General features: G+C 73.0%; 13 protein-coding genes. 8 read left to right on the plus strand and 5 right to left on the minus strand.

The window, feature by feature from the left end:
- Positions 1-39: 39 nt before the first annotated feature.
- Positions 40-543: a general stress protein gene (locus tag ACFQQI_RS02835; RefSeq protein ID WP_378557632.1), complete on the minus strand. Its 504-nt coding sequence runs from the start codon at positions 541-543 to the stop codon at positions 40-42.
- 110 nt (positions 544-653) lie between these two features.
- Here ACFQQI_RS02835 and purS point away from each other — a divergent pair, with 110 nt between their 5' ends.
- Genes purS through ACFQQI_RS02850 form a run of 3 tightly spaced genes read left to right on the plus strand, consistent with a single transcriptional unit; the run spans position 654 to position 2,034 of the window.
- Positions 654-926 (plus strand): phosphoribosylformylglycinamidine synthase subunit PurS, encoded by a 273-nt coding sequence (gene purS / locus ACFQQI_RS02840; protein WP_378557634.1) that lies wholly within the window; start codon positions 654-656, stop codon positions 924-926.
- Positions 923-1,591, plus strand: coding sequence for a phosphoribosylformylglycinamidine synthase subunit PurQ (purQ, locus tag ACFQQI_RS02845; RefSeq protein WP_378557637.1), 669 nt, complete (start codon positions 923-925; stop codon positions 1,589-1,591). Before purS ends, purQ begins: the two co-directional genes overlap by 4 nt.
- The gene (locus ACFQQI_RS02850) at positions 1,588-2,034 is read left to right on the plus strand and encodes a DUF3817 domain-containing protein (protein WP_378557640.1); all 447 of its coding nucleotides are present in this window, start codon (positions 1,588-1,590) and stop codon (positions 2,032-2,034) included. The genes purQ and ACFQQI_RS02850 overlap by 4 nt, the downstream gene beginning before the upstream one ends.
- 18 nt (positions 2,035-2,052) lie before the next feature.
- Here ACFQQI_RS02850 and ACFQQI_RS02855 read toward each other — a convergent pair whose 3' ends face one another.
- A complete protein-coding gene (locus tag ACFQQI_RS02855; RefSeq protein WP_378557643.1) occupies positions 2,053-3,468 on the minus strand; it encodes a glycoside hydrolase domain-containing protein in 1,416 nt (471 codons plus the stop codon).
- Positions 3,469-3,669: 201 nt separating this feature from the next.
- Entirely contained in the window at positions 3,670-5,157 is a 1,488-nt protein-coding gene (locus tag ACFQQI_RS02860) for an MFS transporter (protein WP_378557646.1), read from the minus strand.
- 123 nt (positions 5,158-5,280) lie between these two features.
- On the opposite strand from ACFQQI_RS02860, the gene ACFQQI_RS02865 reads away from it, so the two are divergent.
- From ACFQQI_RS02865 to ACFQQI_RS02875, 3 genes are all read left to right on the plus strand, one after another.
- Positions 5,281-5,829, plus strand: a complete 549-nt coding sequence (locus tag ACFQQI_RS02865) for a TetR/AcrR family transcriptional regulator (RefSeq protein ID WP_378557649.1) — start codon at positions 5,281-5,283, stop codon at positions 5,827-5,829.
- A 143-nt stretch (positions 5,830-5,972) separates the two neighbouring features.
- Positions 5,973-8,213 (plus strand): phosphoribosylformylglycinamidine synthase subunit PurL, encoded by a 2,241-nt coding sequence (purL, locus tag ACFQQI_RS02870; RefSeq protein WP_378557652.1) that lies wholly within the window; start codon positions 5,973-5,975, stop codon positions 8,211-8,213.
- Positions 8,210-8,884, plus strand: coding sequence for an alpha/beta hydrolase family protein (locus ACFQQI_RS02875; protein WP_378557655.1), 675 nt, complete (start codon positions 8,210-8,212; stop codon positions 8,882-8,884). Before purL ends, ACFQQI_RS02875 begins: the two co-directional genes overlap by 4 nt.
- Positions 8,885-8,907: 23 nt before the next feature.
- On the opposite strand, the gene ACFQQI_RS02880 is transcribed toward ACFQQI_RS02875, so the two are convergent.
- Positions 8,908-9,507, minus strand: a complete 600-nt coding sequence (locus tag ACFQQI_RS02880; RefSeq protein WP_378557657.1) for a hypothetical protein — start codon at positions 9,505-9,507, stop codon at positions 8,908-8,910.
- Between the two features lie 23 nt (positions 9,508-9,530).
- Positions 9,531-10,079, minus strand: coding sequence for a helix-turn-helix domain-containing protein (locus ACFQQI_RS02885; protein ID WP_378557660.1), 549 nt, complete (start codon positions 10,077-10,079; stop codon positions 9,531-9,533).
- Between the two features lie 67 nt (positions 10,080-10,146).
- Here ACFQQI_RS02885 and ACFQQI_RS02890 point away from each other — a divergent pair, with 67 nt between their 5' ends.
- Together ACFQQI_RS02890 and ACFQQI_RS02895 are read left to right on the plus strand one after the other, a co-directional pair.
- Positions 10,147-10,800, plus strand: a complete 654-nt coding sequence (locus ACFQQI_RS02890; RefSeq protein WP_378557663.1) for an SAM-dependent methyltransferase — start codon at positions 10,147-10,149, stop codon at positions 10,798-10,800.
- A 120-nt stretch (positions 10,801-10,920) separates the two neighbouring features.
- Positions 10,921-16,791 carry an Ig-like domain-containing protein gene (locus ACFQQI_RS02895; protein WP_378557666.1) on the plus strand — a complete coding sequence of 1,957 codons (5,871 nt, stop codon included), beginning with the start codon at positions 10,921-10,923 and terminating at the stop codon, positions 16,789-16,791.
- The last annotated feature ends 4 nt before the right edge of the window (positions 16,792-16,795 follow it).

The raw sequence follows: 16,795 nt of genomic DNA on the forward strand, positions 1-16,795 counted from the left end.
CGCAGGCGGTAAACCCGGTCCTGGGCCCGTCCCGGACCCCTACTCGAACGGGTTGGGGAGGGCGCCGGGCAGCCCGGCGAGCGTCTCGCGCGCCTGGGCGGCGACCTTGTGCTCGACCAGCACCTCGTAGCGGGTCGCGACGACCTGGGTGATGGAGGAGAAGTCGCGCTGGCCGCGGGTGAGCGCGTAGCCGAGCAGCGCCCAGATGACGCCGAACGCGGCGCCGAGCAGCACGGTGGAGAGGATCATCGCGAGGACGTTCTCGTCGACGAAGAACGAGAAGATCAGGCCGACGAAGAGGCCCAGCCAGAGTCCGGAGAGGACGCCGCCCAGGGCGACCCGGCTCGTGGTGAGGCGGCCCGTGATCCGCTCGACCCGCTTGAGATCGGTGCCGACGATCATCAGGTGCTGCACCGGGAAGTGGTTGTCGGACAGGTAGTCGACCGTCCGCTGGGCCGCGGCGTAGTCGTCGTACACCGCCAGGGACTGGGGGAACTCGAGGGGCAGCGGGTTGGCTCCGCGGGACTGTGCGGGCATGCTCATTCGGGGTCCCCGCGGAAGTGTGGGCTGGAGGAGCGCAGCGGGGGAAGCCCGCAGTTTCGTGGGGTGGAGGTCATGTGCCTCAGTCTGCCGCACCCTCCTACACTGAGCGCGTGCCCCGCGTAGTCGTCGACGTCATGCCCAAGCCCGAGATCCTCGACCCCCAGGGGAAGGCCGTCCTCGGCGCGCTGCCCCGGCTGGGGTTCCAGGGCGTGACGGACGTCCGTCAGGGCAAGCGCTTCGAGCTCGAGATCGAGGGCGAGCTCACCGACGAGGTGGTCGCCCAGGTGCGCGAGATGGCGGCCACGCTGCTGTCCAACCCGGTGATCGAGGACTTCACGGTCTCGGTCGAGACCCTCCCGGACGCGGTGGAGACGCTCTCGTGAAGGTCGGGGTCGTCACCTTCCCCGGCTCCCTCGACGACGTCGACGCGCAGCGCGCCGTCGCGCTCGGCGGCCACGAGGCCGTCGCGCTCTGGCACGGCGACCACGACCTGCGCGGCGTCGACGCGGTCATCCTCCCGGGCGGCTTCTCGTACGGCGACTACCTGCGCTGCGGCGCGATCTCGCGGTTCTCCCCGGTGATGACCGAGGTGATCGAGGCGGCCGGCAGGGGGATGCCGGTGCTCGGCATCTGCAACGGCTTCCAGATCCTCTGCGAGTCCCACCTCCTGCCGGGTGCCCTGATCCGCAACCAGCAGCAGAAGTTCCTCTGCGTCGACCAGCCGCTGCGCATCGAGAACAACCGCACGCCCTGGACGTCGGCCTACGACGAGGGCGCCGAGATCGTCGTCGCGCTCAAGAACGGCGAGGGCTCGTTCGTCGCCGACACCGAGACCCTCGACCGGCTCGAGGGCGAGGGCCGGGTCGTCGCCCGCTACCTGGGCGCCAACCCCAACGGCTCGCTGCGCGACATCGCGGGCATCTGCAACGACCGCGGCAACGTCGTCGGCCTGATGCCGCACCCCGAGCACTCGGTCGAGGACCTCACCGGCACCGGCACCGACGGCCTCGGCTTCTTCACCAGCCTCCTGGAGCACTCCTTCGCATGAACCCGCTGAACCTCTTCCGCCGCATCGCGATCGCCGAGGCGGTCACCTGGGGCCTGCTGCTCCTCGGCATGTTCCTCAAGTACGTCACCGAGACCACCGAGCTCGGCGTCCGGATCTTCGGGATGGCCCACGGCGTCGTCTTCGTCGCCTACTGCCTGACCACCGTGCTCGTCGCCGTCGACCAGCGCTGGTCGGCGGGCCGGACCGTGCTCGGGCTGGCGGCGGCCGTGCCGCCGTTCTGCACCGTGCTCTTCGATCGGTACGCCGAGCGGCGGGGTGCCCTCGGTGACGCCTGGCGGCTCACCGGGTCGGAGCCGCGGCGCGCGCTCGACCGGCCGGTCGCCTGGCTGCTCCGCAACCCGGTCCGCGGCGTCGCCGCGGGCCTGGTGGCTGTCGCTGCCCTGACCGGCGTGGCGCTCCTGGTCGGACCGCCGGCCGGCTGACGCCGCAGGCCCTTCGGGTCAGAGCCTCCCGGCCTGGATCGCGGCCCAGGTCTCGGTGCCGGCGACGCCGGTCACGTGGACCTTCGCCTTCTTCTGCCAGGCGCGCAGCGCCGCGGTCGTCCTCGGGTCGAAGACGCCGGTGGCGCGGACGGCGCGTGACTCCGCGCTGCCCTTGCCGGCGGCGACCAGCGCGCGCTGGAGGCGACGTACGGCGGGCCCGGTCGAGCCGAACTTGACCACCGGGGTGTCGCCGGCGCTGAGCAGCGTCACCCAGTTGCGCAGGCCCCACGACGTGCGGACCTTCTGGCCGTGGGCGGTCTGCCACGCGTTGATCGCGGCCACCGTGGCCTTGCCGTAGCGGCCGTGGACCTTGCCGTTGTAGAGGCCGTGCTGCTGGAGCAGGCACTGCAGCGCCTTGACCTGCGCGCCCGCCGGCACGTACGACGCGCTGGCCGGACGGAGCGGGGCGTAGGCGCGGGAGACGAGCCGGACGCCGCCGCAGTTGATCTCGCGCGGGGCGACCGCGCCCGTGCCGAGCTGGAGGTAGTTGCGGTCGATGTTGATGGTGACGCCGCCGTACGTCTCGTTGTGGCCACCCTGGAACTGCTTCACCCGGGCGTTCGGCCAGCCGTCGGAGCGGATGTAGCTCGTGCTGGTGTTCTGGATGCCGTCCCACCGGGCGATCCAGATCTGGTCGGGGAGGGCGAAGGCGCTGGGTCGGTTCACCCGGGCGTTGTCGAGCATCTTGATGCCCGAGCCGGCGCTCGAGTAGACGCCCGACACGTAGCCGAGCGCGCGGATCTGGGTGGTCCAGCCGCTGAGGAACGACAGGGCCGACTCGCGGCACGGCGTGTTCGCCATGTTGAAGCCCTCGAGGTCGTACCAGAGCGTGCTGCCCGCGACGATCCCGAGGCCGCCGGCGACGGCGACCGACTGCGAGGCCTGGGCGACGCCCTGGTTGTACGCCGCGGCGTACGTGCCCGTCGCGGGGTCGCGGGTCGGGTCGATGGTCGGGTCGTTGCCCCACCGCGGGAAGCGCGGCTGGCACGACGCCTGCGGGCCGAGCGTGATCGGCAGCAGCGCCCAGCCGGCGGCCAGCTGGGTGCTGATCCACTGCGGCGTCAGGTTGGGCTGCTCGCGGCAGAAGCGCGACGCGCCGTCGATGTAGATGCCGACGGCGCGGAACGGTGAGTTCTGCATCCAGGCGTCCATGGCCGCCTGGCTCGGCGCGTGGCACTGGTCGAAGCCGAGGCCGGTGAAGTTGCCGGGCGTCACGACGTTCGCGCGCTTTGCCTTGGCCGGGGCTGAGACCGACCCGGAGGCGCTCGGCGCGGCCGAGACGACGCCGAGCGTGCCGACGGCGAGGACGACGGCCAGGAGGGCGGCGCGGAGGGGAGAGGTACGTCGGGCGGTGGTGCGAGCCGGGCGAGGCATGTGGTGCTCCAAGAAAGCCGGGAAGCCGGGTGACGGTGGCGTTGCCTCGCGGCGAGGCCACGTCACCATAACCTCAGAAATCACACTGGTAACAGGCTTCACAGGTAACTACCACCCTGTAATTCGCGCTGCTGGTTCACGACACAGATCGGCCGGCCCCAGCGGTTGCTGAGGCCGGCCGATCCGGTTGGTGCAGCGGGCTCAGGCCGCGTCGGCCATCGCCTCCGCGCCGAGGTCGGGGTCGAGGACCTCGGCCGGCCGGGGCGGCCGGACGGCGCGCACGACCACGGCCGAGGCGACCAGCGCCAGGGCAGCGAACGACGCCGAGGTGAGGAACGCCGCGCTCATGCCGGGGACGAGCTGACCGGGCACCGCGCCGGCGGCGTACACCGACACGATGACGGCGACGCCGACGGCTCCGCCGAGCTGCTGCGTGGTCTGCAGCAGGCCGGATGCCGAGCCCGCGTGCTCCGGCTCGACACCGGACAGCACGATCACGGTGACCGGCATGAAGATCAGCGCGGAGGCGACGCCGGCCAGCGTCATCGGCCCGAAGACCGCGGCCAGGTAGGTGTCGCTCGTGCCGATCGTGCTGAGCCACGCGTAGGCGAGGGCGAGCGTCGTGGCGCCGACCAGCATCATCCGCCGCGGGCCGAACCTCCCCAGCAGGGCCGGGGTGACCCTCGAGGTGGCGAAGATGCCGAGGCTGAACGGCAGGAACGCGACGCCGGCCAGCAGCGGCCCGAAGCCGAGCACGCCCTGGACGTACTGGACGACCAGGAAGAACATCGAGAGGTTGGCGCCTATCAGCAGGGCCATGGCGGCCAGCGCCCCGACGCGGTTGCGGTCGCGCACGAGTCGCGGCTGCACCAGTGGGTGCGGGTGCCGCATCTCGGTGCGGGCGAGCAGGGCCAGCAGTGCGATGCCGGCGACGAAGCCGAGGATCGTGCGGGCCGAGAGCCAGCCGTGCTCGGGGGTCCCGATCAGGGTCCAGACGAGCACGACCGCGCCGCCGGTGGCGGTCAGCGCGCCGACGACGTCGAAGCGACCCGACCGGCGGGGCGTCTCCGCGACGAAGCGCGGCGCGAGCAGGATCACCGCGAGGCCGATCGGCACGTTGATGAAGAGCGTCCAGCGCCAGGAGCCGACGTCGGTCAGCAGCCCGCCGAGGATGAGCCCGATCGACGCGCCGCCGGACGAGACGGCGCCGAAGAGCGCCAGCGCCCGGTTGCGCGCGGCCTCGTCGGGCGCGCTCGTGGTGAGCAGGGCCAGGACGCTCGGCGCTGCCAGCGCGGCGCCGACGCCCTGGAAGGTCCGGGCGGCGATCAGCTGCCCGGGGGTCTGGGCGATCCCGCCGAGGGCCGAGCCCAGGGTGAAGGCGGCCAGGCCGATCTCGAAGACCCGGAGCCGGCCGAGGACGTCGCCGAGCCGGCCGCCGAGGAGCAGCAGGCCGCCGAAGGCGAGCGTGTAGGCGTTGAGGACCCAGGAGAGGGACGCCGGGCCGAAGCCCAGGTCGGCGTCGATCTGGGGGAGTGCGACGTTCACGACGGTCGCGTCGAGGACGATCATCAGCTGCGCGACCAGGACGATCGCGATGCCGGCGGCGGCACGGCCGGCGTCCGGCGGCAGCTCGGTCGGCAGCTCCCGGCCCCGCGTGTCGGCGGTGCGGGAGGGTGCGTTCAGGGACATGAGGGTGAGTCCTGTTCTGGCCCGGCGGGCCGAGGTACAGTAGATCCGGAGGATGACTCCGCTTCGACCAGAACAATACGGAGACTGTCTCCGTTTAGCAAGCCCCTTTTATCCGGAGGAACCGTGCGCGCCGACGCCAAGCGCAACTACGACCGCATCGTCGAGGTCGCTCGCCAGGTCTTCCGGGAGCAGGGGTACGACGCCTCGCTGGACCTGATCGCCAGGCAGGCCGGCGTCGGTCCGGGCACGCTCTACCGGCACTTCCCGAAGCGCGACGACCTCATCGACGCAGTCATGCAGAGCTGGGTCGACGGGGTCAACGAGACCGCGGAGAAGGTGCTCGCCAACGAGGGCAGCCCGCGCGACCTGCTCCTCGCATGGTTCGAGGAGTACGTCCGGCTGATCAGCGTCCACAAGGGCGGCCCCGCGAAGATCACCTGCGCGATGGGCGACGACGGCTCGCCGATCCGCACCAAGTGCGAGGTGCTGCGCGGCGCCGGCGACCGGGTCCTCGACCGGCTGCGGGAGCAGGACGCCATCCGCGAGGACGTCACGGCGCTCCACGTGGCCCGCCTCGTCGGCGGCGTCGCGACCGTGGCCGACCAGTCCGAGCTCGACCCCGCCGCCGTACGCCCCATGCTCGAGGTCGTCGCCGACGGGATGCTCAAGTAGCCGACCTGACGGTGGTTTCGAGACGGTTGCCAGGGCAACCTCCTCAACCACCGCGACGGTGGTTGAGGAGGGACGAAGTCCCGTCTCGAAACCACCGTCGCCCACGATGTGAGCAGCAGAGCGCCCGCCGGTAGATTGAGCGCGTGCTGGACACCGTCGCTGTCGCCGCCGAAGACCCCCACCGCGAGCAGCCGTGGGCCGACCTCGGCCTCAAGGCCGACGAGTACCAGCGGATCCGCGAGATCCTCGGTCGTCGTCCCACGAGCTCCGAGCTCGCGATGTACTCCGTGATGTGGAGCGAGCACTGCTCCTACAAGAGCTCCAAGGTGCATCTCAAGCAGTTCAGCGAGATCCCGCAGGAGACGCCGGTCGGCAAGATGCTCGCCGGCATCGGCGAGAACGCCGGCGTCATCGACATCGGCCAGGGCTACGCCGTCACGTTCAAGGTCGAGAGCCACAACCACCCGTCGTACGTCGAGCCGTACCAGGGTGCCGCGACGGGTGTCGGCGGCATCGTGCGCGACATCCTCGCGATGGGCGCCCGCCCGGTCGCGGTCATGGACCCGCTGCGCTTCGGCCCGCTCGACGCCGACGACACCCATCGGGTGCTGCCCGGGATCGTCGCCGGCGTCGGTGGCTACGGCAACTGCCTCGGCCTGCCCAACATCGGCGGCGAGGCCGTCTTCGACGAGACGTACGCCGGCAACCCGCTCGTCAACGCGCTCTGCGTCGGCGTCCTCAAGCACGAGGACCTCCACCTCGCGAAGGCGTCCGGCGTCGGCAACAAGGTGATCCTGTACGGCGCGCGCACCGGCGGCGACGGGATCGGCGGAGTCTCGGTGCTGGCGTCGGAGACGTTCGACGCCGACGGCCCGGCGAAGCGGCCCAGCGTCCAGGTCGGCGACCCGTTCATGGAGAAGCTGCTCATCGAGTGCACGCTCGAGGTCTTCGCGGCCGGCCTGGTCGCCGGCATCCAGGACCTCGGTGGCGCCGGCCTCTCCTGCGCGACCTCCGAGCTCGCGTCCGCCGGCGACGGCGGCATGCACGTCGAGCTCGACCTGGTGCCGCTGCGCGACTCCACGCTCGCCCCGGAGGAGATCCTCATGAGCGAGTCGCAGGAGCGGATGATGGCGGTCGTCGAGCCCGGCGACGTCGACGCGTTCATGGCGATCTGCGAGAAGTGGGACGTCGAGGCGGTCGTGGTCGGCGAGGTGACCGACACCGGTCGCCTCGAGATCGACTGGCACGGCGAGCGCGTCGTCGACGTCCCGCCGCGCTCGGTCGCGCACGACGGACCGACGTACCACCGCCCGTTCGCCCGCCCCGACTGGCAGGACGACCTCCAGGCCGACGCGGCCGAGTCGCTGCCGCGACCGGCCGCGGGCGACGAGCTGCGCAAGACGCTGCTCACCCTGGTCGCGAGCCCCAACCTGTGCGACAAGTCGTGGATCACCGACCAGTACGACCGCTACGTCCGCGGCAACACCGTGCTCGCGCAGCCCAGCGACAGCGGCATGATCCGGGTCGACGAGGAGACCAACCTCGGCGTCGCCGTGTCGACGGACTGCAACGGGCGGTTCGCCAAGCTCGACCCGTACGCCGGTGCGCAGCTCGCCCTCGCGGAGAGCTACCGCAACGTGGCGACCGGCGGAGCCGTGCCGCTGGCGATCTCCGACTGCCTCAACTTCGGATCGCCCGAGGACCCGGCCGTGATGTGGCAGTTCGCCGAGGCCTGCCGTGGCCTCCGGGACGCCTGCGCCGAGCTCGGCATCCCGGTCACCGGCGGCAACGTCAGCCTCTACAACCAGACCGGCGAGACCGCGATCCTGCCGACCCCGGTCGTCGCCGTGCTCGGCGTGATCGAGGACGTGACCCGTCGTACGCCGTCGGCCTGGTCGGCCTCCGGCGAGCGGGTTTTCCTGCTCGGCGAGACCCGCGAGGAGCTCTCGGGCTCGGAGTGGGCGCACGTCGTGCACGGGCACCTCGGCGGGCTGCCGCCGCAGGTGGACCTCGAGGCCGAGAGCGCGCTGGCGCAGCTGCTGCACGCCGGCGTCGGCCTGCTGACCTCCGCCCACGACCTCTCCGACGGCGGCCTCGCCCAGGCGCTCTCCGAGGCCGCGCTGCGCCACGGCGTCGGCGTCTCGGTCACGCTGCCCGACGACGCGTTCCTCTCGCTCTTCAGCGAGTCGACCGGCCGGGTGCTGGTGACCGTGCCCGACGGCGGAGCCGAGCGGCTCGTCGAGCTTGCGGAGCAGCACGGCGTACCCATCGCCGCGCTCGGCGTCACCGGCGGCGACTCGCTCGGCGTCGAGGGCGAGTTCGAGATCCCCCTCGACGAGCTGCGCGCCGCGTGGACGGCGACCCTCCCGGCGGCGTTGGCGTGACTGTCGTCCGGTACGGCGACGACCCGGCGCAGCTCGCCGAGCTGACGCTGCCGACCGGCACGCCCCGCGGAGTCGCGGTCGTGGTGCACGGCGGATTCTGGAAGCCGGAGTACGGCGTCGAGCTCGCCCGCCCGCTGGTGCCGAGCCTGGTCGCGGCCGGGTGGGCGGCGTGGGCGATCGAGTACCGCCGCGGCACCGGCGCCACCGACACGCTCGCCGACGTCCGGGCGGCCATCGACGCCTGCCCGGTCGACGCCGGCACCGTCGTCGGCATCGGGCACTCCGCCGGCGGCCACCTCGTCACGTGGGCGGCGGCCCACGGCGGCCTCACCCACGTGATCTCCCAGGCAGGGGTGCTCGACCTGCGCGCGGCCCACGACGCCGGACTCGGCGGAGGCGCCGTCGAGCGGTTCCTCGGCCACCCGCCGGGCGACGCCGACGACGACGTCGACCCGATCCGTCAGCTGCCGCTCGGCGTACCGGTCTGGTGCGTGCACGCCCGCGGCGACGACAACGTCCCGTTCGTCCAGTCGACGTCCTACGTCGCGGCCGCCCGCGCCGCCGGCGGCACCGCCGACCTGGTCGAGGTCGACGGCGACCACTTCACGGTGATCGACCCCCACGGCGCCGCCTGGTCCCGCACCCTCGACCTCATGTCGAGCTGGGCCTGAATCACCCGTGGACCGGGCCCGACTCAACGGAGATGGTCGGCGAGGCGGGTGGCGGCGTGCCGGACGAGGTCGGCGAGGCCGGGGTCGGTCACGGCGCGCTCGGGGGCCTTGCCCAGCGTGAGGGCGGCGGGCTGGGTGAGCCAGGCCCACGCGCGCCAGGGGTCCATCCTCGCGGCGAGCAGCGGCTCGAGCACCGGCGCGAGGTCGGGCCGGTGCTCACCCTCGGGCGTCAGCTGGAAGGCCGGGACCACGCTGCGCTCGTCGACGGGTACGACGAGCAGGCGGTGCATCTGGGCTGCCTTGTGAACGGCGTACCTGGTCGCGTCGACCGACGCTCCGCGCACCTCGGCGAGCGTCTCGTAGGTGAACCACGGCGTCTCGAGGAGCGCCGCCCGCAGTCGCGCCTGGCGGGCGAGCAGCACCAGTGCGACCGGCACGGCGTGCTCGGGCTCGTCGCCCTGGCTGTGCAATGCCCGGTCGAGCTCGGGCAGCCGGTCGGGGTCGCTCCAGACGGCTCGTCCCGACGAGTCGCGGGTGAAGGTCGGCAGCCCGGCCTCGGCCAGGGAGTCGGCGAGGCCGAGGTCCTCGAGCCAGGTGGCGAGTCGCTCGCCGTCAGTACTCACGCCTCCAGCCTCTCGCACGCACGTCAGTGGACGTGCATCCGCTCCCCCTGGGGACCGTAGAGCGCGAGCACCTCGGTGGTGTGCGGTCCGGGGTTGCCGATCCAGTGCGGGGTGCGGGTGTCGAAGTCGACGACCTCGCCCGGGCCGAGCAGCAGGTCGCGGTCGCCGATCACCAGCCGGAGCTGGCCGGAGAGGACGTACATCCAGTCGTAGCCCTCGTGGGTCCGCAGGTCGACGACCGAGGTGGGCTCCGGGGGGAAGACGATCTTGTAGGCCTGCAACCCGCCGGGGCGCTGGGTGAGGTGCAGGTAGGTGCGGCCGTGGCGCTTCGAGGAGCGCAGCTGCACGCGGGGGTCGCCGGTCGCCGGGGCGTCCACGAGCTCGTCGAGCGAGACCCGGTGGGCCCGCGCGAGCGGGAGCAGCTGCTCGAGTGTCGGTCGCCGCTGCCCCGACTCCAGTCGCGACAGGGTGCTGACGGAGATACCGGTCTCGTCGGCGAGGTCGCGCAGCGTGACGCCGCGCTCCTGGCGCAGTGCGCGCAGCCGCGGTCCGACCCGGGCGAGCTCGTCCATGTTGCCCAGTTTGCCAGAACGGCAACGAATGTTGTTGATCGGCAACCCCTCTGCCCATACTCGACGCATGAGCAGCGAGCACCGGCACCAGCACGACGAGATCACCCGCGAGCACTTCGAGCAGGAGTCCTGGGACGAGCGGTACGGCGGCGAGGGCCGCACCTGGAGCGGCCGGCCGAACGCCGTGCTCGTCGACGAGGCGAGCGACCTGTCGCCGGGCCGGGCCGTCGACCTCGGCTGTGGCGAGGGCGGTGACGCGATCTGGCTCGCCGAGCAGGGCTGGCAGGTCACCGCGATCGACTTCTCCGATGCGGGGCTGCGCAAGGCCGCCGAGCACGCTGCCGAGCGCGGGGTCGCCGACCGCATCGAGTTCCGGCACGCCGACCTGCGCACGTGGGCACCCGACGGGGAGCAGTGGGACCTCGTCACGTCGTGCTTCCTGCACCTGCTCGACCACGGGATGGTGACCGCGACGGAGCGGATGGCCGAGGCCGTCGCGCCCGGCGGCACGCTGCTCGTCGCCGGCCACCACCCCGACGACTCCCACACCGGGCTGCGCTGGTCGCTGCCCGGGGTGATGTTCACCGCCGACGAGCTGGTCCCGGCGGTCGACGCCGACCGGTTCGAGGTCCGCGCCGAGGCGCGGCCGCGCAGCGAGACGCGGAACGACGAGACCCACGAGGTCACCGACGCCGTGCTGGTGGCTCGCCGGCTGGTCTAGACGGCCCCCGGCCGCTTCCGGGAACGCCCGTGCCTCGCCGCGCACGCTGGCAGACTTCCCCGAGATTGGGGATCGCGGGCTCGTCGCCCGTGTCGTGGGCGTCGAGAAGCGGTGGGGCGATTGAGCGCGCGTGGAATCCGGACGCTTCCGGCTGCCGTGATCGGCGTCGTCGCCGGCATGTCCCTGGCGGTCCTGCCGCCCGTCCCGGCCTCTGCGCTGCCAGCGGCCGCTGACGACTCCGCGGCCTGCACCGTCAACGGCACCCCCGGCCCCGACCGCCTGCGCGGCGGCCCGGGCCGCGACGTGATCTGCGGCTGGGGCGGCGACGACGTGCTCGAGGGAGCCGGCGGCAACGACGTGATCCGCGGCGGCCGCGGCGACGACGTCCTGCGCGGAGGTCCGGGTGACGACCTGCTCCGCGGCGGCCGCGGCGACGACCGCCTCTTCGGCGACGGCGGCGACGACGAGCTGCGCGGGTACGTCGGCGCCGACCGCCTCTCGGGCGGGAACGGCGACGACGACCTGCACGGCTACCGCGGAGACGACCGGCTCGCCGGCGGCCGCGGCACCGACACCCTCCGCGGCGGCGAGACGGAACGCCGCAACCACGCGCCCACCGGGCTGCGCCTGTCGCCCGCCCTCGTCGCGGAGAACCAGCCCGCGGGCACCGAGGTCGGGCGGCTGGCCGCCGTCGACCCGGACGCCGCGGACACCCATGCGTTCGCCCTGGTCGACGGCGCCGGCGCCGACAACGCCGCGTTCACCGTGGCCGGCGACCGCCTGCTGACCGCGCGCGCGTTCGACTTCGAGGCAACCCAGCGGCTCTCCGTGCGGGTCCGGGCTACCGACAGCGGAGGCCTCGCCGCGACGTCCGTCCTCGTGGTCGAGGTCGGCGACGTCGCCGAGGACCGGTCGCCGACGGCGGTCGACGACACCGTGACCGTCGCCGAGGACGCCCCGGCGACCCGGATCGCCGTACGCGCCAACGACACCGACGCTGACGGCGGCCCGATGCGGATCGCCACGACCACCCGCCCCGGTCACGGCGTCGTGGTGGTCGCGACCGACGGCACCGACCTCACCTACGAGCCGGCCGCGGACTACTGCGGACCGGACACGTTCGCCTACACGCTGAACGGCGGGTCGACCGCCACCGTCTCGGTGACCGTCTCGTGCACCGACGACGGCTCGGTCGTGCGCGACGACTCCGCCACGATCGCCGAGGACGCTTCGGCGACCGCGATCGACGTGCTCGCCAACGACAGCGACGCCGACGGCGAGGCGCTCGCGATCGACGCGGTCGTGCAGCCCGGCCACGGCACCGTGGTCATCACCGGCGGCGGGACCGCGCTGACCTACGCGCCGGCCACGGACTACTGCGGGTCGGACACCTTCACCTACGCTGTCGCGGACGCGTCGACCGCGACGGTCTCGGTGACCGTCACCTGCGTCGACGACGCGCCGGTCGCGGTCGACGACACCCTGGGCCTGACCGAGGACGATCCTGCGACGGCGGCCGGCGTACGCGCCAACGACACCGACGTCGACGCCGGGCCGATGGCGGTCGTCTCCGCGACTCCGGCCGACCACGGCGAGGTCGTCGTGACGGACGCCGGTGGAGTGACCTACGAGCCGGACGCCGACTACTGCGGTGCCGACGACTTCACCTACACCCTGAACGGCGGGTCGACCGCCGGGGTCGCCGTGGAGGTGGCCTGCGTCGACGACGCGCCCGCCGGCGTCGCCGACTCTCTCGAGGTCGCCGAGGACTCGGCGTGGACCCGCGTCGACGTGCTGTCCAACGACACCGACGTCGACGGTGGACCGATGGCGTCGACGGGGGCGGCCGGCGCGAGCCACGGCCAGATCGACTTCCTCGCCGGCGACATCTCCTACCGCCCGGTCGCGAACTACTGCGGGCCGGACAGCTTCACCTACACGCTGTGGCCCGGCAACACCAGCGTCACGGTCGACGTGACGGTGACCTGCGTCGACGACGCACCCACCGCTCGCGACGACGACGTCACGACGACCGCTGACGTCGCGACCGACCTGGACCTGCTGGCCAACGACACCGACGTCGACGGCGGTCCGCGCGCCGCCGAGCTGGTCTCCGCGCCGGAGAACGGCACGCTCGTGCTCAACGCCGACGGCACCGGCACCTACACCCCGGACGCGGGCTACTGCAACACCCGGACCGCCACCCCGGACGCCTTCACCTACCGGCTCGTCCCGGGTGGCTCGACGGCCACCGTCCGCGTGACCGTCACCTGCGTCGACGAGGCGCCGACCGCCGTCGGCGACAGCGCCACCGTCGCCGAGGACGCGCCCGCGACCGTGATCGCGGTGCGCGCCAACGACACCGACCCCGACGGTGGGCCGATGGCCGTCGCCAGCGCGACCCAGCCGGCCCACGGCGCGGTGGTGGTCGCGGCCGACGGCGCGAACGTCACCTACCGGCCGGCCGCCGACCACTGCGGCGCGGACACCTTCACGTACACCCTGACGCCCGGCGACTCGACCGCCACCGTAGAGGTCACCGTCACCTGCGTCGACGACGCGCCGATCGCGATCGACGACACCGTCACCGTGTCCGAGGACGCCGCGGCGACGGCGGTCGACGTGCTCGCCAACGACACCGACATCGACGCCGGCCCGAAGGAGGTCGACTCGATCGTCACCCCGCCGGCGCACGGCACCGCGGTCGTGACCGGCGGCACCGGCCTGACCTACACGCCGGCGCCCGACTACTGCGGGTCCGACGAGTTCACCTACCGGCTCAACGGCGGCGATACCGCGACCGTCGCCGTCACGGTCACTTGCGTCAACGACGCGCCCGTCGTCGCCACGACCACCCTGTCGGGCACGCGCGCCGCCATCGGCAACACGTCCCTGGTGGTCGACGCGCCGACGGCTGCGTACGGCGCGGTCGACGGGCCGGCGAAGGTCGTCACGGCCGACCTGCTGGCGACCGTCACCGACGTCGACGGCCCGGCCCCCTTCGCGATCACCCCCGCGACGATCACCACCGCCGACGGCGGCACGGTCGACCTGCGGGCCGACGGCTCGTTCCTCTACGAGCCGCGCGGAGCGGCCGCGTGCGACGGCTCCGACTCGTTCCAGTACGCCGTGTCCGACGGCGCCAGCCCGATGCCGGCGACCGCCACCGGCACCGTCCAGATCGCGGTGACCGACTGCGTCTGGTACGTCGACAACACCGCGCCGGCCGGCGGTGACGGCACCTCGGACGGCCCCTTCGACACCCTGGCGGAGGCCGAGGCGGCCTCCGGGGCCGACGACTTCGTCTTCGTCTACGCCGGCGACGACACGACCGCGGGCCTCGACACCGGCTACGACCTGGCCGCGGGCGAGCGGCTGCTGGGCCAGGCCGCCGGGCTGACCGTCGGCGGGGTCGACCTGGTCGCGCCGGAGGCCGGCAAGCGCCCGTGGCTCACCGCGACGGGCGAGTCCGTCATCGCGCTGAACGCGTCCAACGTCGTCCGTGGCCTCCGGGTCGACCCGGCCGGCGCCGGCGGCGTGACCGGCGGCGCGCGCGCCACCGGCGGCGGCACGCTGGCCGACCTCGAGATCATCGACACCGGCGTCGCCGGCACTGCCCCCGGCCTCTACCTGAACAACACGGCGGGCACCTTCACGGTCTCCGACCTCACCGTCGACACCAGTGCCGCGACGAGTCCGCCTGCCGACGCGAACGGCGTGCGGCTGGTCAACGCCGGCACCGTGACGTTCGCGGATGCCGGCACCGTCCAGATCACCACGAAGGGCGCGCCCGCCCTGTACGCCCTCCAGGTGAACATGGGGGCCGGGTCCCACTTCGACGCCATCTCCGTCACCGGCTCCACCACCGGCGCCGTGCAGATGGGCGCCGTGACCGGGTCGACGACCTTCGGGGCGCTGGACCTGAACACGTCCGGTGGCCCGACCGCCGCCTTCGCCGTCAGCAACTCGGGCTTCGTGCGGATCCGTCCCGAGGCCACCGCCAACGTGCATGCGTACGGCGGGCCGGCTGTCGACGTCACCGGCACGAGCGGAGCGCAGCTCAACTTCGACCGGGTCCGCTCCAACGACAGCGCGACGGACGGAGTGAACCTCGCCGGCCTCGGCGGCGGCGTCTTCTCCGCCACCGACCCCACCAGCTGGCTCCTTCGCGCGGCCGGGACCACCTTCGACCTCGACGGCGGCTCGGGCGAGGTGACGTTCGCCGGCACCCTGGCCGAGGCCACCGGGCCGATCGCCGACATCACCGGGCGCACCGGTGGTGCGGTGACCCTCAGCGGTGACCTCGTCGACAAGGACCCCAACGTCGGAGGCGGCATCAACCTCTCCGGCAACACGGGCGGCTCGACGACGTTCTCCGCCGCCCGCAAGGAGATCTACACCGGCACCCAGCCCGCCGTCACGATGACGGCCAGCGCGGGCCATGCGCTGTCGTTCACGGGCGGCGGCCTCGACATCGACACGACCAGCGGCGCCGGGCTGCGCGCCACCGGCAGCCAGTCGGTCGCGGTCACGGGCGAGGTCAACACCATCGACACGACGACCGGCACCGCGCTCGACGTCTCCGGCACGACCATCGCTGCCGCGGGCCTCACGTTCCAGAGGATCTCGTCGGTGGGCGCCCCGGTCGGCATCCGCCTGGACAACACCGGCACGACCGCCGCGGCCGGTTCGCTGACCGTGACGGGGACCGGGGGCACCTGCACCGACGGCAACCGCTCGGGATGCAGCGGCGGGACGATCGCGAACGGCGTCGGCGCCAACGACTCGACCGCGACCCCCGCCGGCACCGGCATCGTGCTGAACCAGACCCGCCAGCCGTCACTGACCAGGATGTGGCTGCACGACCACGCGAACTACGCGATCCGGGGCACCGGCGTCGTCGGCTTCACGATGGTCGACAGCGTGATCAACGGCGTCAACGGCGACAACGCGGCCGGGCCGTACTTCGACTCCGCGATCTCGTTCACCGGGCTGACCGGCTCGGCGGCGATCAGGCGTGCGTACGTCGGCGGCGGCTTCAGCGACAACGTCCGGATCGGCAACAGCAGCGGGAGCCTCGACCGACTCGTGGTCGACGAGGTGACCTTCGGTGTCGCCGGCAGCGCGCCCGCCAACGACGCCCTGCTGGTGTCGACGACGGGGAGCGCGGTCCTGAACGTCACGGTCGAGGACAGCACGTTCCTCAGCGCGGGCGGCGACCTCCTGCAGCTGGACCACAACGGAACCGGCGCCGGGGACGTCGTGGTCGCCCGCAACGCGTTCAGCAACGCGCACCCGGCGATCTCCGACGGCGGCGGCGGGGTGAGCCTCAGCCAGGGTGGCGCGAGCGGCACGACCACCCTGAGCGTCACCGGCAACAGCTTCCGGGACGCCGTCGGCAACGCCGTCGCCGTGGTCAAGGGTGCCGGCCCGACCGTGCAGGTCGGGACGTTCGCGAACAACACGGTCGGCCTCTCCGGCGGCTACCGCTCGGGCTCCGCGGTCGGCGACGGGCTCAAGATCCAGTCGCTCGGCCAGGGGACGAGCACCTGGGCCGTCCGCAACAACCAGATCCGGCAGTACGGCGCGACCGGCATCGAGGTCGTGGCCGGCGGTGGCACCGCGGCGGCGGGCGCAGTCAACGCGACCATCGCCGACAACACGATCGCCGAGCACGACGCGGGCAACCCCGCGGCGTACGGCATCCACGTCAACCTCGGCACCACGACCGGGGACGCGTACGCCGGTTGCGCCGCGATCACCGGCAACACGGTCAGCGCCGGCGGGGCGGCCACGGACGTCCGGCTCAGGCAGCGCTACGCGACGACGCTCACCCTGCCCGGGTACGCCGGGGCGAGCTCCGACGCGACCGCGGCCGCGAGCTTCGTGAACGCCGGCAACCTGGGCGGCAACGTCGTCCAGGTCGACATCAGCGGAGCGCCCGGGGGTGGGGTCGTCGGCGGCGCCCCCTGCGCGCAGCCGCCGGCCTGACGAG

The organism is Nocardioides sp. GCM10030259 (assembly GCF_042666375.1).
In the GTDB taxonomy this organism is placed as follows: Bacteria; Actinomycetota; Actinomycetes; order Propionibacteriales; family Nocardioidaceae; genus Nocardioides.

Excerpts from the sequence above, each read along its gene's own strand:
- ACFQQI_RS02860 (WP_378557646.1), bottom strand. The coding sequence starts at position 5,157 with ATGTCCCTGAACGCACCCTCCCGCACCGCCGACACGCGGGGCCGGGAG.
- ACFQQI_RS02855 (WP_378557643.1), bottom strand. The coding sequence starts at position 3,468 with ATGCCTCGCCCGGCTCGCACCACCGCCCGACGTACCTCTCCCCTCCGC.
- ACFQQI_RS02890 (WP_378557663.1), top strand. The coding sequence starts at position 10,147 with ATGAGCAGCGAGCACCGGCACCAGCACGACGAGATCACCCGCGAGCAC.
- ACFQQI_RS02835 (WP_378557632.1), bottom strand. The coding sequence starts at position 543 with ATGAGCATGCCCGCACAGTCCCGCGGAGCCAACCCGCTGCCCCTCGAG.
- ACFQQI_RS02850 (WP_378557640.1), top strand. The coding sequence starts at position 1,588 with ATGAACCCGCTGAACCTCTTCCGCCGCATCGCGATCGCCGAGGCGGTC.
- ACFQQI_RS02885 (WP_378557660.1), bottom strand. The coding sequence starts at position 10,079 with ATGGACGAGCTCGCCCGGGTCGGACCGCGGCTGCGCGCACTGCGCCAG.